General features: G+C 54.2%; 20 protein-coding genes. 11 read left to right on the forward strand and 9 right to left on the reverse strand.

Features of this window, described 5'->3' with window-relative positions; translation table 11 throughout:
- Window positions 1-217 precede the first annotated feature (217 nt).
- The 3 genes from TLL_RS11470 to TLL_RS11480 all read left to right on the forward strand — a co-directional run bounded on the left by TLL_RS11470 (window position 218) and on the right by TLL_RS11480 (window position 2,715).
- A complete protein-coding gene (locus TLL_RS11470; RefSeq protein ID WP_011058094.1) occupies window positions 218-853 on the forward strand; it encodes a peroxiredoxin in 636 nt (211 codons plus the stop codon).
- 194 nt (window positions 854-1,047) lie between these two features.
- Window positions 1,048-1,674, forward strand: coding sequence for a DUF3153 domain-containing protein (locus tag TLL_RS11475; protein ID WP_164921009.1), 627 nt, complete (start codon window positions 1,048-1,050; stop codon window positions 1,672-1,674).
- Window positions 1,675-1,680: 6 nt separating this feature from the next.
- Window positions 1,681-2,715, forward strand: a complete 1,035-nt coding sequence (locus TLL_RS11480; RefSeq protein WP_011058096.1) for an AI-2E family transporter — start codon at window positions 1,681-1,683, stop codon at window positions 2,713-2,715.
- Here TLL_RS11480 and TLL_RS11485 read toward each other — a convergent pair.
- From TLL_RS11485 to TLL_RS11505, 5 genes are all read right to left on the reverse strand, one after another.
- A complete protein-coding gene (locus tag TLL_RS11485; protein WP_011058097.1) occupies window positions 2,712-3,353 on the reverse strand; it encodes a hypothetical protein in 642 nt (213 codons plus the stop codon). The genes TLL_RS11480 and TLL_RS11485 overlap by 4 nt on opposite strands.
- Window positions 3,354-3,442: 89 nt before the next feature.
- Window positions 3,443-4,750 (reverse strand): aminopeptidase P N-terminal domain-containing protein, encoded by a 1,308-nt coding sequence (locus tag TLL_RS11490; RefSeq protein WP_011058098.1) that lies wholly within the window; start codon window positions 4,748-4,750, stop codon window positions 3,443-3,445.
- Window positions 4,751-5,177: 427 nt separating this feature from the next.
- Window positions 5,178-6,245: a threonine-phosphate decarboxylase CobD gene (gene cobD, locus TLL_RS11495; RefSeq protein ID WP_011058099.1), complete on the reverse strand. Its 1,068-nt coding sequence runs from the start codon at window positions 6,243-6,245 to the stop codon at window positions 5,178-5,180.
- A 1-nt stretch (window position 6,246) separates the two neighbouring features.
- A complete protein-coding gene (locus TLL_RS11500) occupies window positions 6,247-6,573 on the reverse strand; it encodes an HU family DNA-binding protein (protein ID WP_164921010.1) in 327 nt (108 codons plus the stop codon).
- 419 nt (window positions 6,574-6,992) lie between these two features.
- Window positions 6,993-8,195 (reverse strand): phosphoglycerate kinase, encoded by a 1,203-nt coding sequence (locus TLL_RS11505; protein WP_011058101.1) that lies wholly within the window; start codon window positions 8,193-8,195, stop codon window positions 6,993-6,995.
- Between the two features lie 148 nt (window positions 8,196-8,343).
- On the opposite strand from TLL_RS11505, the gene TLL_RS11510 reads away from it, so the two are divergent.
- The 3 genes from TLL_RS11510 (at window position 8,344) to TLL_RS11520 (ending at window position 12,381) form a co-directional block, all read left to right on the forward strand.
- A complete protein-coding gene (locus TLL_RS11510; RefSeq protein WP_011058102.1) occupies window positions 8,344-8,733 on the forward strand; it encodes a universal stress protein in 390 nt (129 codons plus the stop codon).
- A 112-nt stretch (window positions 8,734-8,845) separates the two neighbouring features.
- On the forward strand, window positions 8,846-11,404 hold the full coding sequence (locus tag TLL_RS11515; RefSeq protein ID WP_011058103.1) for a DUF3536 domain-containing protein: 2,559 nt from the start codon (window positions 8,846-8,848) through the stop codon (window positions 11,402-11,404).
- 233 nt (window positions 11,405-11,637) lie between these two features.
- Complete coding sequence (locus tag TLL_RS11520; protein ID WP_164921011.1) at window positions 11,638-12,381, forward strand: DUF2993 domain-containing protein; 744 nt, start codon at window positions 11,638-11,640, stop codon at window positions 12,379-12,381.
- On the opposite strand, the gene TLL_RS11525 is transcribed toward TLL_RS11520, so the two are convergent.
- Window positions 12,331-13,023, reverse strand: coding sequence for a phosphoribosylanthranilate isomerase (locus TLL_RS11525; RefSeq protein ID WP_011058105.1), 693 nt, complete (start codon window positions 13,021-13,023; stop codon window positions 12,331-12,333). The two genes, TLL_RS11520 and TLL_RS11525, sit on opposite strands and share 51 nt — an antisense overlap.
- A 95-nt stretch (window positions 13,024-13,118) precedes the next feature.
- Between TLL_RS11525 and psaK the strand changes: the two genes are divergently transcribed.
- Complete coding sequence (gene psaK / locus TLL_RS11530; RefSeq protein WP_164921012.1) at window positions 13,119-13,370, forward strand: photosystem I reaction center subunit PsaK; 252 nt, start codon at window positions 13,119-13,121, stop codon at window positions 13,368-13,370.
- Here the strand turns inward: psaK and TLL_RS11535 are convergent.
- The gene (locus TLL_RS11535) at window positions 13,347-14,300 is read right to left on the reverse strand and encodes a serine hydrolase (protein ID WP_011058107.1); all 954 of its coding nucleotides are present in this window, start codon (window positions 14,298-14,300) and stop codon (window positions 13,347-13,349) included. The two genes, psaK and TLL_RS11535, sit on opposite strands and share 24 nt — an antisense overlap.
- Before the next feature lie 9 nt (window positions 14,301-14,309).
- Window positions 14,310-16,094: a pyruvate kinase gene (gene pyk / locus TLL_RS11540; protein ID WP_011058108.1), complete on the reverse strand. Its 1,785-nt coding sequence runs from the start codon at window positions 16,092-16,094 to the stop codon at window positions 14,310-14,312.
- Window positions 16,095-16,342: 248 nt separating this feature from the next.
- Here pyk and TLL_RS11545 point away from each other — a divergent pair, with 248 nt between their 5' ends.
- The 4 genes from TLL_RS11545 (at window position 16,343) to TLL_RS11560 (ending at window position 19,229) form a co-directional block, all read left to right on the forward strand.
- Window positions 16,343-17,401, forward strand: a complete 1,059-nt coding sequence (locus TLL_RS11545; RefSeq protein WP_011058109.1) for a CobW family GTP-binding protein — start codon at window positions 16,343-16,345, stop codon at window positions 17,399-17,401.
- Between the two features lie 20 nt (window positions 17,402-17,421).
- On the forward strand, window positions 17,422-17,577 hold the full coding sequence (locus TLL_RS11550; RefSeq protein WP_011058110.1) for a DUF2256 domain-containing protein: 156 nt from the start codon (window positions 17,422-17,424) through the stop codon (window positions 17,575-17,577).
- 43 nt (window positions 17,578-17,620) lie between these two features.
- Window positions 17,621-17,998 (forward strand): SaoD/DsrE family protein, encoded by a 378-nt coding sequence (locus TLL_RS11555; protein WP_011058111.1) that lies wholly within the window; start codon window positions 17,621-17,623, stop codon window positions 17,996-17,998.
- A gap of 112 nt (window positions 17,999-18,110) precedes the next feature.
- Window positions 18,111-19,229 (forward strand): geranylgeranyl reductase family protein, encoded by a 1,119-nt coding sequence (locus tag TLL_RS11560; RefSeq protein ID WP_164921229.1) that lies wholly within the window; start codon window positions 18,111-18,113, stop codon window positions 19,227-19,229.
- Here the strand turns inward: TLL_RS11560 and TLL_RS11565 are convergent.
- Entirely contained in the window at window positions 19,226-21,208 is a 1,983-nt protein-coding gene (locus tag TLL_RS11565) for a CHASE2 domain-containing protein (protein ID WP_231833779.1), read from the reverse strand. The two genes, TLL_RS11560 and TLL_RS11565, sit on opposite strands and share 4 nt — an antisense overlap.
- Window positions 21,209-21,235 lie beyond the last annotated feature (27 nt).

The raw sequence follows: 21,235 nt of genomic DNA on the forward strand, positions 1-21,235 counted from the left end.
TGGCTCCAGAGACTGCAACCTACTCCTGATTCCACGGCAGCCTAGGGCAGGGGAAAGCTGTGTTGAGGGCGCTGCGCCATTGAAACCTTTGACTCTCGGCCTCTCGGAGCTGAGGGGTTTGTATATTTTCCTCTCTATTCCGACCGATAAACGAGAGTTTATGGCAAGATAGAATTCATAGTGACTAATACACCGGTTAGCCTAGGAGCCACCATCTATGAGCCTAAAACTTGGGGATGTCGTACCCAACTTTACCCAAGCCTCCTCCATGGGGAACATCAACTTCTACGAGTGGGCAGGGGATAGTTGGGTTGTCCTGTTCTCCCACCCAGCGGATTACACCCCCGTTTGCACGACAGAACTGGGCGAAGTGGCGCGGTTACGCCCAGAATTTGAGAAGCGCAATGTCAAAGTCTTGGCTTTGAGTGTCGATAGTGTGGAGTCCCACCTCGGCTGGATCAAAGACATTGAAGAAGTGAACAACGTCAAGGTGGATTACCCGATTTTGGCCGACGAAGATAAAAAAGTCTCCACCCTCTACGACATGATCCACCCCAACTCCCTGAATAATCTGACGGTGCGCACGGTCTTTATCATTGACCCCCAAAAACGCCTGCGCCTGACCATGACCTATCCTGCCAGCACCGGCCGCAACTTTGCCGAGATTCTGCGGGTCATTGATTCGCTACAACTGACGGACAACTACAGTGTGGCAACTCCTGCCAACTGGCAAGAGGGTCAAGAATGCGTGATTGTGCCTTCCCTCAGCGATGAAGAAGCGAAGCAGAAGTTTCCCAAGGGCTTCAATGCTGTTAAACCCTATCTGCGCTTGACACCTCAACCCAACAAATAGCCTAGATTAGCCTAGACAAGTCATGGCCACACCCTGAGCTGTTCGGGGTGTTTTTTTGTGCCTCGGCAGCATCCCAAGATAGGATAATTTTGCATGGCAAAACCCAGGAAAGGAATAGAGGCGGAATGCAGCGCTGGATACTTTGGCTTTTGATACCCCTTTTCGTCTGTTTGAGTGGATGCGTCCAAGCAGATATGGTCATCCAGCATCAGGGACAAACGGGGGGGAGCCTAACCTACACGCTAACGCTGCCTCAGCCCGATCCTCCCTTTACCGAGCAGGTCATCCAACAGGCGCACCGCTTGGGGGGAGCGGTCCAAGAACGCGATAAAACCCATCTTCAGGTGACGATTCCCTTTGACACCAGCCAGCAATTGGCCACCGTCCTCAATCGCCTTGGTCGTGTGCCCTATCTGCCCCAAGTCACTGCTGAGGCGGATATTTTTGATCAGAACCTGTTACTCTTTGTTCGGGAACGCTTTCGCTATGACATTGACCTGCGACCGTTGGGTATTGAGTCCCGTGAGCAGGCCGTTCTGGTGGCGCCGCAGTCACTGCTGAATTTTCAGCTTGCCCTAGAAACCCCTTGGGGGGCACGTCCAATTGAACGCCCAACCACGGCGCAGGACATAGTTGTGAACCCCCATGTTCAGCGGGAGGGCGATCGCTTGACTTGGACATTGATGCCCGGTTATCTCAATCACCTAGAGGCAGCCTATTGGTATCCGAGTCCCTTGGGTTGGGGCACACTGGCGATCGTCGGCTTGCTGGTGCTGGGCAATTGGTTACGCCCTCGCCAGCCTAGGAGTCATTCAACCTAGATTTCCATGAGATGGTCTGGCCCGCCACAGAGTTGGCAACGGTATCTTGCCTATTTAATTACAGGACCTCTGATTGTCCTCAACCTCTGGGTGGCAGAGCAAGTTTACCTCTATTTTGAATATCCGATTAATATTCTTGTCATTGCCGCCATCTTGGCTTTTTTGCTCAATCAAGTGGTGATTCGTTTGTCTGCTCGCGGTCTGCAGCGACGGCAGGCGATCGCCCTTGTGCTACTGATGACTCTTGTGGTGGCCAGTGTATTGATGCTGTTGCTGCTCCCCCTTGCTATTCAACAGGCGGAAGAACTCCTGAATCAACTGCCAGAATTGGCGGATACCAGCAATCAAAATTTGCGCCATCTGGATCAACTCCTGCGCCGCTACCAGTTCCCTGTGGGGGTGAATGACTTGATGGAAGAGCTGGCGATCCAGATCAAAGGAATTACTGCCCTGTTACCCAGTGTCGCCATTACAACTGTAACCAGGTTTTTTGATACTCTCTTGGTGTTGATTCTAACGGTATATATGCTCTTTTATGGCAGTGGGATTTGGCGTGGGCTAATACAATTGGTACCCAAGCCTTGGCGGCAGGGGGTGGATGACGCTTTGCGCCTGAATATTCGCAGTTTTTTTTCAGCGCAACTATTTCTGGGGTTGTTTATGTTTCTTGCCCTCATTCCCTTTATGGTTGCCCTGCAGGTTAATTTTGGCTTTCTTTTTGCCCTCATCATTGGAGTTGCCCAGTTAATCCCTGTGGTAGGGGCAACGCTGGGGCTTGGTTTTGTCACCCTGCTCATTCTCTTTCAGGATGCGTGGCTGGCCTTGAATATTTTCCTGATTGCTGTGGTTTTGCAACAGATTAAGGATAATGTGCTTGCTCCCAAGTTACTGGGGAATTTGATGGGACTCAACCCTCTGTGGCAGTTTATTGCCCTGCTCATTGGTGCACGGGTGGCAGGTTTCTTGGGGATTTTGCTAGCGATTCCCCTAGCAGCAACGGTCAAAATGGTTCTAGAGTCCCATCCAGCTCCCGAGGTCTAGCGGGTAGCGGGCGATTGGAAAGTTTTGATTAACTGACACACCCCATGGCCAAAAGCATTGATCATGATGGCGTTGGTGGCACCACCAATGACCCCACTGATCAGGGGCAGTGCCCGCACAGGAAGTGTTACACTTCTGCTTGACACTCTGCCAACCTGTTGAACCAGAGGCCCTGGGAGCTGTTGCATTGCTTTTGGCAGCACTTGGGGTAAGTTGTTTTCCAGTGATCGTCTGGCGAAGGTGCTGAAAACTTGCCGGCACAATTCAGTGCCAAAGTAGTTTGCTAGCTCAGCAGCGCTAACCCCAAAGGCAGCCGCAATCAGGATCATCAGTACACTCTCGTCCCCCATGTCGAGGCCATAGATGGTAAAGAGGGCTGCTGCTAGCTTGGTTTGAGAATAATAAAAATAGCCAATATCCAGTGGTAGGCCAAACCAACCCATGAGGCCAGTGCTCACACCAGTACCAAGGGACCAGAGGGTGGCTTCATAAATGGCATGCTTGGCCATGCGATCGCGATCCCCCTGCCACTGAGGATCGCAGAGAAACTGGTGCCCCCATTCTTGCCCCTCCAGTAGGGTGGGGAGCATGAACCTGAGCAGCCAATTGGGTAAAGAGACGGCAGATTCCTGAGTCATCGGTGCGCTCTCCAGTTGGGGTGGTGCTACTCATTTATCCTTGGGTGAATGGCTGAGTATGCAAGCTCACCCAACTATTTTCGGGATGATTATTTGGGCACCGCCGCCGTTAGTACCTCGTGTCCCGCAGCCGTGACGAGGACATCGTCCTCAATGCGCACCCCAATGCCCCGCCAGCGATCGCCAATCTCAGGCTGACCCTCGGCAGGGGTTGCCTCAGGATGAATATAAATCCCTGGCTCAACCGTCAACACTTGCCCCGGCTGGAGAGTCACCCATGTCTCCTTGTTATGCTTGTAAAGACCTACATCGTGGACATCGAGCCCCAGCCAATGACCGGTGCCATGCATAAAAAAGGTGCGGTACTTTTGGGTCTGATTCTCTTTCCCTTCATTGATGAGGGTCGTAATTTCCCCGCGCAGCAGGCCAAGGTCAACCAAGCCTTCAACAATCACCTGCACTGCTGCATCGTGGATTTGGTTGTAGGTATTCCCCGGTCGCACCTGCTCAATCGCCGCTTTTTGGGCAGCGAGGACAATATCATAAATCGCCTTTTGTTCGCCGGTAAACTGGCCACTCACGGGAAAGGTGCGGGTAATATCGGCGTTGTAGTAACGATAGGCACAGCCCGCATCGATCAGGAGCAAGTCTCCTGCTGCCATTTGCCGTTGGTTTTCGGTGTAGTGGAGCACGCAGGCATTCGGACCTGAGGCAACAATTGAAGGATAAGCAGGGCCATCGCCTCCCCGTCGGCGAAACACATGCTCGATCTCTGCTTGGATCTCGTATTCCCAGCGCCCCGGAGCAGCGAGTTCGCGGGCCCGCTGATGGGCTTCGACAGTGATGGCGATCGCCTGGCGCATCAAGGCGAGTTCCGCTGCTGATTTAATTTGCCGCATGGGTGCTAAGAGAATACTGGGATCGGCGATCGCCCGCGGGCCTGTGCCCCGTTTCGGTAGTGTCGCCAGCAGCCGCTGGTAGTGCTTGAGAATCAGTTGATTAAAACGCTCGTTGTGACCAAAGTGGTAGTACAGCGGATCCCCCGTCTCCAAATAGCGGGGCAGGTGCTCCTCTAGCTCACCAATGGGATATACGGCATCGGCGCCTAATTCCTCCTTGGCCGCTTCTACGCCAAGGCGTGTCCCTGTCCAAATCTCTTGGCTGAGATCCTTGGGCTGCACAAAGAGCACATAGCGATGCTCACTGTGGTTGGGCGCAAAAACAGCAACCGCCTCTGGCTCATTAAAGCCTGTGAGATAGTAAAAATTACTGTCTTGGCGAAAGTTGTAGTCCACATCATTGTGCATGATGGCACGCGGGGCACTACAGAAAACAGCAACACCGGTGCCCAACTTCTCTAAAAACTCCTGCTGTCGTTGCTGGTACTCTGCTTTCATCGCACCCTGAACAATGGGTCAACCCTTGGGAATGAGGCCCCTGAAATGGTTTGGTGGGGGCGGAGGGACTTGAACCCTCACGACTTGTTTAAGGTCAACGGATTTTCATCCTCCTGCCGCTTTCGCGACCACCCCTTGGGTGTTGAGGATTGGACTCTCCCTTTACCCGCGTAGAGGATCTACGGTAGGGTAGCTCCCGTCGAGTCTCTGCACCTTCCGTTTCCGTAGGGAGGCTCCTGGGAAACGGCTTGGCTCAGGATTGCCATATTTGCCCTGTGGACAAACGTAGGTTTCCCTGAATTTGAGAGCATTCACTTAATAGATTTCTCTACTAAGGCTCAATTGCTTAAGTCCGCAGCGTCTACCATTCCGCCACGCCCCCTTAAGTACCGCTACTATACCACCTTGGCTTTGGGGGATGCAATTCCTACGGACGTTGGTAATACGCCCGCAAAGCCTCCAGAAGACGCTGATTTTCGCTGTCACGGCGCACCGCTACCCGGAAGTAGGAAGCGCCCAATTCGGGAAAGCTGCAACAGTCGCGAATCAAAATGCGATGCTGCTGTAGGAGGTAGGTTTGCACCGACAAAATGGAGCCGCTGGCTTGAATGAGTAAAAAGTTTGCCTTGCTCTTGGTCACCACCTTGAGTTCGGGCAAAGTGTTCAGCGCAGCGGCAAAGGCCTGGCGTGTGGGTGGCAGCCACTGCCATGTGTGCTCCTGAAAGGGGCGATCGCCTAAAGCCGTAACGCCAGCGATGATGGCCAGATTGTTCACACTCCAAGGATCCCGCCATGCTCGCCAGCGCTGCCAACGTTCGGGGGAGGAGACGGCATACCCTAGACGCAGACCCGCTAGACCATAAAACTTCGTCAGCGATCGCACAACAATTAAATTGGGGTACTCAGGCACCGCCGCTATTAGAGACTCGTTTGCCGCCGGCGGCAAAAAGTCCATAAAGGCCTCATCCAGCACCACTAAGGCACCTGTCTCGAGCAGGGGTTGGAGATGATGCCGCGACCAGAGATGCCCACTGGGGTTATGGGGGTTGTTGACAATGATGGCATCTGCCGGCGTCAGTTTTGGTAAGACTTCTGAGAAGTTGTTTTGTACCTGTGGCAGAGGCAGGGGAACCACTGTACTGTCAAAGGCCGCCACTGCCCGCCGATAGTCGGCAAAGGCAGGAACAACCACAAAGACCCGCTGCCGCTGCCCACATTCACGCCCCACCCATGTCAACAACTCTGCTGCACCATTGCCCACCAAAAAATAATCCTTCGGCAGCCGATGAAGGGTAGTCAGGGCCTCCACCAAGGGACGGCAATCGGGATCGGGATAGTCGCGAATTGTGGCAAGAGAGGCCTGTAGGGCAGCAATCACTGACTTTGGCGGCCCCCAAGGGTTGAGACTGGCAGAGAAATCCAAGATCTCATTGGGGGTACAGCGAGCGATCGCTGCCGCCCAAGCTAAATTGCCACCGTGGCGCGGGGGATGCAAACTATTTTTTCTTGCCCTTGGCCGCTGGTTCCGCCGCCGCAGGAGGCGCAACTTTTTCTTTGAAGAGTTTCCCTGCGGAAAAGGCGGGGACGTTAGTTGCTGGGATTTGCATTTTTTCCTTGGTTTTGGGGTTGCGCCCTTCACGGGCTTTGCGCTCCCGACGTTCAAAGGCACCAAAGCCCACCAGGGTTACTTTTTCTCCCTTAGCCACGGCCTCCATGATTTCCTCCACAGTGGCAGAGATAATCGCCTCAACTTGCTTTTTGGTGACGTTGTTGGCGCTATGGGCACGGTTAAACACAGCATCCACGAGCTCAGCTTTATTCATGGGGATCACTCCACAGAAACATTAAAGATTGTTTAATTGAGAAGATAGTGGTGAAAGGCACGAAACCCTTGCCTCTGCTTGCTTTCAAGCCTCATTCTAGAATAGCCAGACCCCAAGTGTAACCCTGAAACCTTTAAGATATGTGCTTTTCCGGTGCTTTTATCCATTAGAAATCCCTGAAACCCTTGATTTATCAGTCCTTTAGCAGATTCCCCCTACCTTTGAGATGGGTTTTAGGTCAGTGACAGTTGTTAGAAAAATTAACAAATTGCAGCAACCTGAGGGTTGAACGTGGCTCCCACAGCACAAAAAAGCCCCCTAGAGGGGGGATGGAAAATTCACAGAAAATTCACAAATTTGATGATTCGATGCAGAAGCGTTGATCAAGATTGATCGAGAAGAGGATGTCTGATGACGGCCTAGGCATCATCAAGGGCAGCAATACCTGGCAGTTGTTTGCCTTCGAGGAGTTCAAGACTCGCCCCGCCACCGGTGGAAATGTGGCTCATGCGATCGGCGACGCCAACTTTTTCCACAGCAGCCACAGAATCGCCGCCGCCAATAATTGTGCAGACCCCCTGACTGGTAAGCTCAGCCAAATAGCGGGCGATCGCCTCTGTCCCCTTGGCAAATTGATCAAACTCAAACACCCCCATTGGGCCGTTCCAGATCACCGTTTTGCAATCTTGGAGTGCCTCTTGGAAGCGCTTGACAGAAGCAGGCCCAATATCTAGCCCCATCCAGTCGTCAGGAATCGCTTCGATACTGACCACTTGGCTATTGGCATCGTTGGCAAAGTTATCCGCCACGACAACATCTGTTGGCAAGAGCAACTCCACCCCTTTCTCCTGGGCCTTGGTTTCCAGGTGCTTGGCTAGTTCCAATTTGTCTTCTTCCACGAGAGACTTGCCAACATTGAGCCCCCGCGCTTTATAGAAAGTGAAGATCATGCCGCCGCCAATGAGCAATTTATCCACTTTTTCTAAAAGGGCTTCAATGACACCAATCTTAGAAGAGACTTTTGATCCCCCGACAATAGCCGCCAGGGGACGGCGGGGATGTTCGATGGCATTTTGCAGATATTCCAGTTCTTTCTCCATCAAAAAGCCCGCCACGCAAGGACTGAGGTACTGAGTCACCCCAGCGGTTGAGGCATGGGCGCGGTGGGCAGTGCCAAAGGCATCATTGACATAGACTTCTGCACAGGCGGCCAGTTGCTTGGCAAATTCGGGATCGTTTTTTTCTTCCCCCGGATGGAAGCGCACATTCTCCAGTAGGCAGACATCCCCGTTGGCCATGGCTTGGGTGTGGGCGATCACCGCATCGCCAATGCAGTCATCGAGCTTGGCCACGGGTTTGTGGAGCAGTTCTGAGAGCCGCTGGGCCACAGGGGTGAGGCGCAACTTCTCATCCACGCCCTTGGGACGGCCAAAGTGGCTGACCAGAATGACTTTTGCACCTTTGCTGATCAGGTCTTGAATGGTGGGCAGGGCCGCACGGATACGAGTCTCATCGGTGATGACGCCCTTTTCATCGACGGGGACATTAAAATCCACCCGCACGAGGACACGCTTTCCTTCTAAGTCGGCAGCGGATAATTGCGCTACGGATTTTTTAGACACGCTAGAGCCTCCTAAATGCGTTAAAAGATAGATGATAGTACTAGGGGCATAACAATCCCGGCTAGCGATGGAGTGATGCGCTACAAATCCCTCACCTGATTCTACCCAAGGGCGTGCCCTTCCACTTGACTCCCATGAGGTGAACTCTATGTTCAAGACCATTCTTTTTCCCATTGACCGTAGCCGTGACACCCAAGAAGCCATGCCCACTGTGGTTGAGATGGTGAAACTGTTCCAGAGCCAGTTGTTTTTGCTGTCGGTGGAGGAAAGCCCAGAACCCGATCCGGAGCTAGAGGCAGCGATCGCTGAATTTTTGAATCGAGTGAAGGAAGCCTTTGCCCAACAGGCGATTGTGGCGGAAACCTTGCTACGGCGCGGCAAACCTGCCTTTGTGATCTGTGATGTGGCCGATGAGATCAATGCCAGCTTAATTATTATGGGCTGCCGAGGAACGGCGCTTACCCCAGAGGGATTTCAAGAAAGTGTCAGCACCCGCGTCATTAATTTGGCGCCCTGTCCGGTCCTGGTGGTGCCCTAGCGTAACTCAATCTTGCGGAGCTTGAAGTTTCGTCACAGACGGCCTAGTCCCTGGGGCGATCGCCGATGATTAAAGTAAAGTAAACTACCGTCTTGTCCTGTGGTTGATCTGCATGCTGAATTCAACGGATGTGACGCCTATCGCTGCTGCTGCCGCTGCCGATCAACTGCAAGCCCTGGGGGTCTACATCACTATCCATGGCCATTTCTATCAGCCCCCCCGCGAAAACCCCTACCTCAATGCCATTGAATATCAACCCAGTGCCCACCCCTTTCACGATTGGAATGAGCGCATTTACTACGAGTGCTATCGCCCCAATGCCTTTGCCCGCATCCTCAACGATCGCGGGGAGGTCATTGATATTGTCAATAACTTTGAATACCTAAGCTTTAATATTGGCCCAACGCTCTTTAGTTGGCTGGAGCGCTACGATCTCGAGGTCTATCAGCGCATTATTGAGGCCGATCGCCACAGTTGTCAGCGCTTCAATGGCCACGGCAACGCGATCGCCCAAGTCTATAACCACATGATTCTGCCCTTGGCCAACTATCGGGATAAATTGACCCAAATTCGTTGGGGCAAGGCGGACTTTCGGCGGCGGTTTGGCCGCGAACCCGAGGGGATGTGGCTGGCAGAAACGGCCATTGATTATGAAACTGTAGCCGCACTGATTCAGGAGGGGATTCGTTTTACCGTTTTGGCGCCTTCCCAGGCTCAACGCTGTCGCCCGATTCTGCCTGAGGGGGAGGCGGAGTGGATCGAGGTCAGCGGCAGCCAAATTGATCCAACGCGTCCCTATCGCTGCTATTTACCAGGGGGCGATCGCCAGCGGGATTACCTAGACATCTTCTTCTACGACGGTCCCATTTCGCGCGATATAGGCTTTAGTGACCTGCTCAGTAGCTCCCAATTTCTAGCAGGACGGTTGGGGCAGGCCGTGCGCGGCGATCGTCGCCCCAGTCAAATTATTGCCGTTGCCACCGACGGTGAGACCTTTGGCCATCATAAGCATGGCGGTGAAAAAGCCCTCGCCTATGCCTTTAGGGTGGAATTTCCACAGCGGGGTTGGCAGATTACCAACTTTGCCTATTACCTCAGCCTCTTTCCCCCCACTTGGGAAGTGGAACTCAAACCAGTCACCGCTTGGAGTTGTGCCCATGGAGTGGATCGCTGGCAGGACAATTGTGGCTGCGGTGGGGGTGGCGAGTGGCATCAACGGTGGCGACGCCCCTTGCGAGATGCCCTGAACTGGTTGCGGGATGAGCTCATTGATATTTATGAAACCCTGGGCAGTGATTTATTTCAGGAGGTTTGGGCGGCCCGCGATGCCTATATTGCGGTGATTGGCGATCGCTCCCCGGAGACCCTGCACCGCTTTTTGGCACACCACCAACGTCATCCCCTGAGTCAAAGGGAGCAAATTGATGCTCTGCGTCTGCTGGAGATGCAGCACCATGCCCTGCTGATGTTTACCAGTTGTGGTTGGTTCTTTGATGAGCTCTCACGGCCGGAGGGGGTGCAAATTCTCCGCTATGCCGCACGGGCAATCGAACTGGCAGGGGATGTCGCCGGCGTACAGTTGGAACCCGAGTTTATTGAGCGGCTGGCAGCGGCCCCCAGCAATCTGCCGCAGTTTGGCGATGGGGCAAGGGTCTATCACCAGTTGGTAAAAACAGCGCAAATTAGCCTACGGCAGGTGGCTGCCCACTATGCCATCAGCTCCCTCTTTAACAGTTATCCCCGCCAACACCAACTCTACTGCTATGAGATTGAGCAGGGGGATTACCATCTCCAACGCATGGGCAGCCTGACGCTGGCGATCGGCCAAATTCAACTCACCTCGACGATGACAACCGAGTCACAACTGTTGATCTTTGCTGTCTTGCACCTGGGGGGCTGGGATTTCCACTGTGTTATTCAACCCTTCCAAGGGCGGCGCGAATATAGCCAGATCAAGACCCATCTCCTGCAAGCCTTCCAACAGGGCAGTGCGGCGCGGGTGGTGATGGCAATGACGGAACGCTTTGGGGGGCTCGCCTACAGCTTGGACGATCTCTTTGCGGAAGAACGACACCGCCTCATGGGGGTGCTGGCGCGGGAAACCCTCAACCGCTTGGATCAGCTGTATACCCAAGTCTATCGTGATAACTACGGCATCCTCATGGGGTTTCAGCGGGATGGCCTGAGCGTGCCCCAGGAATTGCAGGTGGCCGCGGCGGTGGCTTTAACCCATCGTGCCATTAGCCATTTGCGAAGTTTAGAGCAGGACCTCAGCGATCTTGCTGATTTGCCCTTGGCAGATCTGCAAAGCCATTTGGCGGAATTGGCAGCGATCGCCCGCGAAGCGCGGCTGTTGGGCTGTCAACTTGGTCTTCAAGAGCAACAACGGCTCCTCGAGCAGACCATTACGACGGGATTACGCTATCTGGCTCACCATTTGCAGACTCATACCCTAGGACAATTGAGTCCCTTGCTTCAGGATTTGATCACAATCGCGGAGGCCTTGGGTTTGAACCTGAATCTGGATCGGGCCCAGGAGCAGCTTTATACCCTCATGGGTCAACTGCGGCAGACGGGTAGGCACCTTAGCGAGGGCGATCGCCGGCACCTACAAACCTTAGCCACCCGCCTTAGGGTTGATCCTCACCTATTGGTTCCCCTTTCTGCCTAGGAAAGCATCACCCCTCAGTCTAGAACCAATCCAGAGTGCTTCCCCCCAAAAGTGCTGGGGGCATCGCGACTTCAGGGGAGGGTTGGCAGCGGTAGATGTCTAGCAGGTGAGGAAAGTTGCCTCTACCAAGACCAAACCGACATCTAGTTTCGTTAAAATCAGCAAACTAGCCCCATAGGCCGGCCTAGGTAGGGGAAGTAGAGAGTAGATAGAAACAGTTGTGAGGAGTGGGTATGGCGTCAACGTTGCCAGAAATGGCTGAGGCTTTGGTTGCTTCATCTTCTGCTGCTGAGCGGGGGCTGATCCCACGGGTATTGCAACCGGCACTGCAGTGGTGGTTATCCTCACAGTTAGAGCAGGCAACCGGCCTGGAAATTGAGATTCAAGGGGGCGATCGCCAGCTATTGCGGGGGTACTTGCCCCATGTGCGCGTTGCCGCAGCAAAAGCCAGTTATCGCGGGATTCAATTGCGCCAAGCGGCCGTCCAAGCGGAACAGATTCAAATTAATCTAGGGCAGGTGTTGCGGGGCAAACCCCTAAAACTCTTGGCACCGGTGCCCCTGCGGGGGGAGCTGGTTCTGAGCCAAGACGATCTCAACGCCTCCTTGGGGGCTCCCCTCCTGCAATCCGGCCTAGGGGAACTACTGAAATTGCTCCATCAGCGGGGCTTGGGCAAGGCGGGAGTGGATCTCCAAGAGTGGCAACTGCTACAAACACAGGGAGAATTGGGGCCGGGCTGCCTCAAACTGATCTTCTCGATGGTGAATGCCCAAGGAGAGCAGGTGGATTGGCCTCTAATGACCCATGTGCGCTTGCAGGATGAACGGACCCTCTGCTTAGAAAAGGTGCACTGGCAAGGGGAACGTGACATTCACCCCACAGTGACCATTGATTTGGGTGATGGGGTTGCTCTTCAAGAGTTGCGGCTAGAAGCGGCTGCCCTCAGGGTACAGGGAATGATTTGCATTTATCCCTAGGTTGCTCAGCAACGCTGCCACGCGCCCTAGATCCTTGACCCCCGGCCGACTTTCCACCCCACTGGCCAGATCAATCCCCTGGGGTTGAGTTTGGGCGATCGCTTGCCGGCAATTTTCGGGTGTAATGCCCCCCGCCAGCCACCAAGGGCAGGGAATGTGCAACGCTTTGAGGAGCGTCCAGTCAAAGGGCTGACCTGTGCCTCCCAACTGCTGCGGATGGTAAGCATCCAAGAGAATGCGATCTACCGTCGACGCGTAGGCTGGGATTGCTGCCAATGTAGCTGCCGATTGCACCCGCAGGGCTTTGATGAGCACGATATTGGGGAAGGTCTGGCGCACCGATTGGCAAAATTCAGGGGATTCACTGCCATGGAGCTGGAGCGCTTGGACCCCTGTGGTTGTGACTAAATTGGCTAATGCCTCTAAATCAAGATTGGCGACAACAGCTACCGTCAGCACGGCAGGGGGCAATTGCCGACAAATCTCTGCAATGGTTGGGGCGCTGACGTAGCGGGGCGAATGGGGGACAGTAATGAAGCCAAGAGCACTGACACCCATTTGGGCGATCGCGATCGCCTGCTCAGGGAGGGTCAAACCACAAATTTTAACAGCAATTCTTGCAGGGATAGTTGAGTTAAGCATTTGTAACGAGATGCACCGTTTTGTAACGAACTGGGGGTGGCCGATCGGGCGGTTCCGTATAATTCATGGGCAATTGTACCCATTTAGGAGGAACCATGGTGTTAGCCACGCTCCCCGATACCACTTGGACGCCCTCTGTGGGGTTGGTGGTGATCCTCTGCAACCTGTTTGCGATCGCCCTTGGCCGCTATGCCATTCAATCGCGGGGAAAAGGCCCCGGCTTACCCATTGCCTTGCCTGCCCTCTTTGAGGGCTTTGGTCTGCCAGAATTGCTGGCCACCACCAGCTTTGGTCACCTTTTGGCGGCTGGCGTTGTCAGTGGCCTACAGTACGCCGGCGCCCTCTAGGGTGGGAATGCCACTGGCAATCTGACGGGAAATGAAGGGCAGTACCTCTGTATTTTTACTGGCAGTGGAATTTTCCATAAAGACCACCAAGGTATAGGGGCAGCGATCCGGTAGTTCAATATAGGCGGCATCATGGCGCACCCAACTGGTGAGTCCCGCCTTTGACCACAGCTTGGCCCCTGGAGGTAGCCCTTCCCCCAAAAACCCCTGGACCTGGTTTTCTGGATCCTGAGCCAAAAGCTCTGGATCGAGCGATCGCTCCATCAGTTCCATCATCCCTTGACTGGCGCTGGCAGAAACCGCAACACCGCCAACAATACTGTGGATTAACTTGGCCGTGGCATTGGTTGTTAGACGATTGGCATTCTGGCGATCGCGCCCAACAAATTCCTGCTCTCGTCCATAGGGACCCTCGCACCATGTTTTTTGATTCACGTTGATCTGCGTTAGTTCTGGCCACCCCAAGGACTGAAAATAGCGATTGACGATATTGCGCTGGTATTGCCACGTCCGAAAAGGTTCCGGCGGCAGCACTGGGCCACTGGTGGTTCCCGTGAGCATATCCACCACTAGGCTGGTGGCATCGTTGCTGGAATCCACAATCATATCCCGCATGGCGCGTTCCAATTCCGCATCGGGCTGGAGCATGCCACTGTGGAGCCACTCATGACAAGCCACAAGATAAAACAGTTTCACCACACTGGCCGGGTACATGGGCACATCGCCGCGATAGTGAGCGCCGGGAATCAAGTACTGCCAAAACTCTGCTGCCGTCAGTGCTCCGCCGGTATTGACGGGAATCGGTGGTGGGTACACCAGTAAGGTCAGGGCAATATCCTCCTGCCCCAGCCAAGGAAACTGTTGCCATGTGGCCTGCAGGGTACGGATCACCAAATCCGTGAGGTGGGGATGAACTTGAAAAAACATCATGCCTTCCTCCTACTCTGGCGATCGCTCGCCGCCATTGCGGGCACCGGAATAAACCACGCCCCGTTCCACATCCATCGTCAGAATGGTGCCCTCACGGATCAGGCGAGTGGCATTTTTGACGCCCACAATCACAGGAATACCCAGCCGCAACCCCAAGACGGCGGCATGGCTTGTGAGGCTGTCCTCCTCGGTAATAATGCCTGCCGCTTTGCGAATCACTTCCACCAACTCAGCACTGGTGCGCTCAGCCACCAAAATTTCCCCACGATTAAACGTACGCACCGGCATCCCTTGGCGTACCACCCGCGCAGGACCACTAACAGATCCATGGCCAATGCCACAACCCCGTCCCATCACTGAGGTAACCAGTTCCACCTTGATCATATCCGTGGAGCCAGAAACCCCTTGTAGGGTGCCCGCCGTCATGACCACCAGATCCCCCTCCTCAAGGAAGCCCCGCTCCTGGGCAGCATTAATCGCCGCCTGGAAGGATTCGCGCATCGAGGGATGATCCAATGTCAGCAGCGGTTCGACGCCCCAGACCAACTGGAGGCGACGGGCCACTTCGATATGGGGTGTTGCCGCCAAAATAGGAATTTGGGGACGAAACTTGGAAACATTCCGCGCCGTTGCGCCTGTTTTAGTTTGGGTAATGATCGCTTTGGCATGCAGCTGCGCCGCCACCTGTCCCACCGCTTGACTAATGGCACTGGGAATAGAACGCACCGCCGTAGACTCAGCCCCGGGAGGTTGCCGCAGTTGAGGTTGATTGTCAATGCGGGCGGCAATGGTGGCCATCATCTTGACCGCCTCGACGGGGTATTCCCCCATCGCCGTTTCATTGGAGAGCATCACGGCATCAGTGCCATCGAGAATGGCATTGGCGACATCGGAAATCTCGGCCCGGGTAGGACGAGGGCTTTTCACCATGCTGTCGAGCATTTGTGTGGCCGTAATGACCGGAATGCCCAAGCGGTTGGCAGCAGCGATCAGCCGTTTTTGCAGAATCGGTACATCTTCGGCGGGCAATTCAACCCCCAAATCACCCCGTGCCACCATGACGCCATCACAGAGGGAGAGAATGGCATCCATCTGCTCGATCGCCTCGTGCTTTTCGATTTTGGCAATGACTGGCACCTGCTTCCCAGCGTTGGCAATCAGTTCTTTGATCTCCAGTACATCTTGGGGATTGCGAACGAAGCTGAGGGCCACCCAATCCACCCCTTGATTGAGGCCAAACATCAGATCTTCGCGATCTTTCTCTGTTAGGGCTTTAATCGAAAGGTAAACCCCCGGAAAGTTCACACCCTTGGCATTGGAGAGGGTACCCCCAACAATCACTTGGCAATGGAGCTCCCCCGCCTCTTTATCCACTTCTTCCACGAGCATTTCCACGCGGCCATCGTCGAGCAAAATCGTGGCACCGGCGGGCACCTCTTGGGCCAAGGGGGGATAGGTAATTGAGCTAATGTGCTGATTGCCCAGGATAGGGCGACTCGTGAGGGTAAAGCGATCGCCCCGCTTGAGGGAAATGGAGCCATGCTCAAACCGCCCAAGGCGAATCTTGGGGCCTTGCAAGTCCTGCAAAATCCCCACCGGTTGCCCGAGTTCATAGGAAATTTGGCGAATGAGGCGAATGCTGCGCTGGTGATCGTCATGGGTGCCATGGGAAAAGTTTAGACGCAGGGTGGTTGCTCCCGCTTGAATAATGGCGCGCAATTTGTCGGGGTGACTGACTGCTGGACCAATGGTGGCGACAATTTTGGTGCGGCGTTGCAACGGCTGGTTCGACATAGATGGTTGAATGATGAGGCTCCAACAGGTTACCGTATTTCCTAGAACCCTTGGTAGGGATAGGGGATACAGCAGTAAGTGGCATTGCCCTTTTGGGAATGGCTAGATCTGAGGAATCGGAGTAAAGTGGTTGCTTCTAGCCTACAGCACAGCGATCGCCCTTGGCGGTGTTCCCTAGGAAGGGGCGGCAAGTTCTTTGTTATAGTTAAAATATGAGAATGATTCTCTTTTTCTTGAGCCACTGACCTATGACAACAACCCTCTCTCATTCCTCTCCAAAAATGCAGGCTGAAAAACACGGTCTGCCTGTCACCATCATCACGGGTTTTCTGGGGAGTGGCAAAACAACCCTCCTAAACCATATTCTCACGAACCAAGAAGGCCTCAAAACCGCTGTACTGGTCAATGAATTTGGCGAGATTGGCATTGATAACCAGCTATTGGTGTCCCAAGATGAGGGCATGGTGGAGCTCAGCAACGGCTGTATCTGCTGCACTATCAACAACGACTTGATCAATGCCGTCTATCGGGTGCTTGAGCGGCCCGATAAGGTGGACTATTTGGTGGTGGAAACAACGGGATTGGCGGATCCGTTGCCGGTGGCGCTAACATTTCTGGGGACCGATCTACGGGATCTCACCCGCTTGGACTCGATTATTACCGTGGTGGATGCGGAGAACTTTAGTCTGGATCTTTTCAATAGCAGCGCTGCCCAAAGCCAAATTGCCTACGGTGACATTATTCTCCTCAACAAAGCCGACCTAGTCACCGAGGAACGCTTGCAGGAGCTAGAACGGCGCATTCACGAGATGCGGGAGGGGGCACGGATCATTCGCACGGTGAAGGCACAGGTACCGCTGCCCTTGATTTTGAGTGTGGGATTGTTTCAGAGCGATCGCTACTTTGATCCGGAACACGAACACTCTGAGCACGACCACGATCATGAGCACGATCATGGGTGTGATGACCATTGCGATTCTGATCATCATCACCACCATCATCACTCTAATCACCTTGAGGAGGATGGCTTTACCTCCGTGTCTTTCCAGAGCGATCGCCCCTTTGAACTGCGAAAATTCCAGTATTTTCTTGACCACCAACTACCCCAATCCGTCTTTCGCGCCAAGGGCATCCTTTGGTTTAAGGAAAGTCCCCGCCGCCACGTCTTTCACCTCAGTGGTAAGCGCTTTAGTCTCGATGATGAGGAATGGAAGGGCGATCGCAAAAATCAACTGGTTCTCATTGGCCAGAACTTAGATCATGCAACCCTACTGAACCAGTTGGCCGCCTGTGTCACTGATCCATAACTGATCGATAAACGTCAATCATGGCCAAGCAACGTCGCAAAGCGGACTTTCCCAGCAAAGTTTGTATCGTCTGTGGCCGTCCTTTCCAGTGGCGCAAAAAGTGGGCCGATTGCTGGCAGGAGGTGAAGTACTGTTCTGATCGCTGCCGGCGGCGCCGTTCCCAAGCCCAATCCTAATGACTGTTCATTGCTTGAATGCTGCTTTAAGGAGCACTGATCCATGAAAGTTGCCTATATTTTTGCCACTAACATGGCCAGCACCTTTAAGCTGGCAACGATGGTGCTGCCCCAGCTTGAACGCGGGGATCACGGTGCCCAAGTGGTGGGCATGATGTTTTTTGACGATAATCTATTTTGCTTGCGTCTAGGAGATCCAGTGGGTGAGCGCTTAGCTCCCATCGCTAAGGAACAGGGGATTTTACTCATGGCCTGCGACCAGTGCGCAGTGCGCCGTGGTTTAGCGGAAGGGACATTTGATGAATGCGGTACAGGCTCAGTGAAGGCCAAAGGGATGGTTGAAGGGGTTGTCTGTGGCTGCTTTCCTCAGTTTTATGCCGCCCTTGCCGAAAGGGGGGTCGATCAAGTGATTACCCTTTAGGCCCTTGCTGCCCGACAGAATCCAAGCGTTCCACATCTGCTCCCAGGACTAGCTTTGCCGTTTATGTTAAAACTAGGTAGACTGGGGCTTTTGTTTGGGAAAAATGCCAGCAATCTACGACTGTATTGTGGTGGGGAGTGGTCCGGCAGGGGGATCAGCAGCTTATCATCTTGCGCGGCGCCAGCGTTCGGTTTTAGTTCTTGAAAAAGCTGCTCTCCCTCGCCAAAAACCCTGCACAGGGGGCATCTCACCGGTGATTGGCCAATGGTTTGACGTTGATTTTCAGCCTGCCATTGCCGATACCACCCGCACTGTGCGCTACAGTTGGAAGTTCAAGGATGCCGTTGAAGCCGAGTTGAGCATTCCCGAACCCATCTGGATTGTTGAGCGTACAGTGTTTGATCACTACCTGTTGCAGCAGGCGCAACAAAAGGGTGCAGTGGTGGCAGATCAGACAGAGGTTACAGGGATTACGTTCCAAAAGGATCACTGGCAAGTCCATACAGCAACCACCACCTATGGGGGGCGGTATCTGATTGCGGCTGATGGTGCCAATAGTCAAATGGCTCGGTGGCTAGGGTTTAAGCCCAAAGTTGGGCGCACTGCGGCAGTGATGACCGTCCCTAACCCCAGGGGCGATCGCGCAGCCCATTTTGAATTTGGCCTTGTTAAAAACGGCTACCTCTGGAGTTTTCCTAAGGGAGATCAGCGAACAGTGGGTGTTGCCGTTGTGCGGGGGAGCGATCGCCCCAACTGGGAACCAATTTTGCAACAGTACTGTGCGGTCCATCAGCTACAGCTTGCGGATTGTCCGATTCAATACCATCCCCTCTGTATCTGGGAAGGTCAGCAGCCCCTGCATACCCATCATGCCCTCCTTGCCGGTGAAGCCGCTGGTTTAGTGGATCCCTTTTCTGCCGAGGGAGTTCGTCCCGCCCTCTACAGTGGTATGCGTGCCGCTGAAGCCATTGATGCAGCTCTTGGGGGAGAAGTGGATGCCTTGGCCACCTACAGCAAAACCTTGCAAGAGGAATGGGGGACAGACTTGGCGTGGGCACAACGCCTTGCCGGCCTCTTCCATCGGATGCCGGGGGTCGGCTATCGCTTGGCGATGAAACGTCCCTCCGCTACCCAGCGGCTGGGTCAAGTTCTCTGTGGTGAATTGCGCTATCGCGATATTGCTGGCCGGGCTATCCAACGGCTGAGCAGTTCCCTGATTCCCGGTCGCTAGATCTCCAGTTCAATTGCCGTGGGTTGGTTGGGGGCGATCGCCAGCCCTTGACGGATACCGAGAATGCGAAAGACCTGAATTTTGCGCTCTTTCCCCTTCAGTTCCAAAGGTCCCCATGCCTCGACCTCGTAGCGATCGCCGAGGTACGCCAGCGTTTCTTGAGCCACTAAAATCCGACACGGGCTAGGCTGGCGGTGCTTATCCACACTTTCAAGACGCGAGGCCGTATTCACACTGTCGCCAATAACACCGTACTCTAGGCGATTTTTACTACCGAGACTGCCAACAACAATCGGACCGGTATAAATTCCCGCCCGCATCATCACCTGCGGTAGCCCTTGGGCAGCCCATTCGCGGTTCAGTTCCTCTAGCAGTTGTCCCAAGGCCAAGGCACAATCCACAGCATTGCGGGCATCAATGGCAATTCCTTCGCGGCTTGTCCGTTTAATGGGCACGCCAAACACCGCCATAATGCCATCACCAGTGAACTTATTAATCACGCCGTGGTAGCTTTGCACCACATCTGCGACTTTTTCCAGATAGGCATTCAGCCAGTTAAAAAGCTCCTCCGGCTCCATTCTTTCAGAAATGGTACTGAAGCCCTTCAAGTCGGTAAAAAGGAGCGTGGCAATCAGACGTTGGCCAGGCAACTTGCCGTCCTTGAGGAGTTGATCACGCCGTTCCCATAGGGCAGCGGCAATTTCGGGGGAGATACTTTGGCCAAGGAGGCGCATCACCATTTGCCGTTGTTGTTGAGCCTGTTGGGCGGTGTAGGTAACAACTCCCCCACTGCTAAGCAGCAGTGTCAATGCCGGCGGCACAAGGGGAACCCAGCCCAACTTAAGAAATAGGCCATAACAGACGAGTAAAAGAAGCAGTAGAGCCGCTGCCACTGCGGTCCCTAAGGCTAGAGGATGGCGCACTCGCCAAGCAAGGATGCCACCCAGCAATGCCCAAAGCACAATCCAAACAGTCTCGACACTGTCGGGCCAAAACCAAATGACGGCGCGATCGCCCAAACCCGCATCAATGAATTGCCCCACCATTTGGGCATGGATAAATACCCCCGCCATGCGCTGATTGTCCCGCAGGCCGGAACTAAAGGGAGTATAGAAAAAATCTTTGCCACTTTCGGCAATGTTGCCAATGAGAACCACGCGATCGCGAATCAATTCTGGTGCCACTCGTTCCGTCAGCACATCCTCAAGGGGCACCCATGTCACCGCCCGCTCGTCACCGCGGTAGTTCAGCATCACCTGATACCCCGCCGTATCCGCCCCCACATAGCCGCCATCATTGGGTTGCAGGGGTGTGAAAATGCTCTGCCCCAACTGCATCACATAAGGATCCGCATCACTGCCGCGGGGCTCAATCCCCTCATCCGCTAGATACCGCAGCGCCAGCCGCAATGAGAAGGAGTAGAGCGTATTCCCCTGGTCGTCGGGCAAAAACAACAAACTGCGACGGATAATGCCACCGGCATCAACCGTAACATCATTAAATCCCACCTGATCGGCACTGAGGGCAGCCGGCGGGCGAATGGTTGGGTGGGTAGCATTTCCCAGTTTGGTTACAGCAAAGAGGCGATCGGAACTGAGCCAAAGGCGGTTGAGCTCCTCATGCCCCGGCGGCATGGGAAAATCGCGGTAAATATCCAAACCAATGGCACGGGGTTGATGTTTGAGGAGTTTTTGTAAGGCTTGAGCATAGACCTGATCCGGTAACGATAGGGAGCGGTAACGTTGAATATCGGCTTCGGTGACTGCCACCACCAATAGTCGCGGATCGGGGCCGGGCATGGGGCGCCATTGCATCAGGCGATCGTAGGCACCCAGCTCCAGCGGTTGTAGCCAACCCATTTGACGAATCCCAATCACAACCGTGCTGGCCAGGGTACTGACCACGACAATCAGACCGAGATCAGCAAAGGTGCGGCGAAAGTGGGACAATAGGGGCAGCATAGCTTTGCAGGCAACCAAGAGATTTCCTTCATCCTATCGCTATGA

The sequence above is a fragment of the Thermosynechococcus vestitus BP-1 genome (assembly GCF_000011345.1).
Lineage (GTDB): Bacteria > Cyanobacteriota > Cyanobacteriia > Thermosynechococcales > Thermosynechococcaceae > Thermosynechococcus > Thermosynechococcus vestitus.

Bases quoted from the DNA above. Each gene is read 5' to 3' on its own strand.
- TLL_RS11550 (WP_011058110.1), top strand. From the start codon at position 17,422: ATGGCCAAGCAACGTCGCAAAGCGGACTTTCCCAGCAAAGTTTGTATC.
- TLL_RS11520 (WP_164921011.1), top strand. From the start codon at position 11,638: ATGGCGTCAACGTTGCCAGAAATGGCTGAGGCTTTGGTTGCTTCATCT.
- TLL_RS11535 (WP_011058107.1), bottom strand. From the start codon at position 14,300: ATGATGTTTTTTCAAGTTCATCCCCACCTCACGGATTTGGTGATCCGT.
- TLL_RS11470 (WP_011058094.1), top strand. From the start codon at position 218: ATGAGCCTAAAACTTGGGGATGTCGTACCCAACTTTACCCAAGCCTCC.
- TLL_RS11545 (WP_011058109.1), top strand. From the start codon at position 16,343: ATGACAACAACCCTCTCTCATTCCTCTCCAAAAATGCAGGCTGAAAAA.
- pyk (WP_011058108.1), bottom strand. From the start codon at position 16,094: ATGTCGAACCAGCCGTTGCAACGCCGCACCAAAATTGTCGCCACCATT.
- TLL_RS11515 (WP_011058103.1), top strand. From the start codon at position 8,846: ATGCTGAATTCAACGGATGTGACGCCTATCGCTGCTGCTGCCGCTGCC.
- TLL_RS11500 (WP_164921010.1), bottom strand. From the start codon at position 6,573: ATGAATAAAGCTGAGCTCGTGGATGCTGTGTTTAACCGTGCCCATAGC.
- TLL_RS11485 (WP_011058097.1), bottom strand. From the start codon at position 3,353: ATGACTCAGGAATCTGCCGTCTCTTTACCCAATTGGCTGCTCAGGTTC.
- TLL_RS11555 (WP_011058111.1), top strand. From the start codon at position 17,621: ATGAAAGTTGCCTATATTTTTGCCACTAACATGGCCAGCACCTTTAAG.
- TLL_RS11490 (WP_011058098.1), bottom strand. From the start codon at position 4,750: ATGAAAGCAGAGTACCAGCAACGACAGCAGGAGTTTTTAGAGAAGTTG.
- TLL_RS11475 (WP_164921009.1), top strand. From the start codon at position 1,048: ATGGTCATCCAGCATCAGGGACAAACGGGGGGGAGCCTAACCTACACG.
- TLL_RS11480 (WP_011058096.1), top strand. From the start codon at position 1,681: ATGAGATGGTCTGGCCCGCCACAGAGTTGGCAACGGTATCTTGCCTAT.
- TLL_RS11525 (WP_011058105.1), bottom strand. From the start codon at position 13,023: ATGCTTAACTCAACTATCCCTGCAAGAATTGCTGTTAAAATTTGTGGT.
- TLL_RS11510 (WP_011058102.1), top strand. From the start codon at position 8,344: ATGTTCAAGACCATTCTTTTTCCCATTGACCGTAGCCGTGACACCCAA.
- psaK (WP_164921012.1), top strand. From the start codon at position 13,119: ATGGTGTTAGCCACGCTCCCCGATACCACTTGGACGCCCTCTGTGGGG.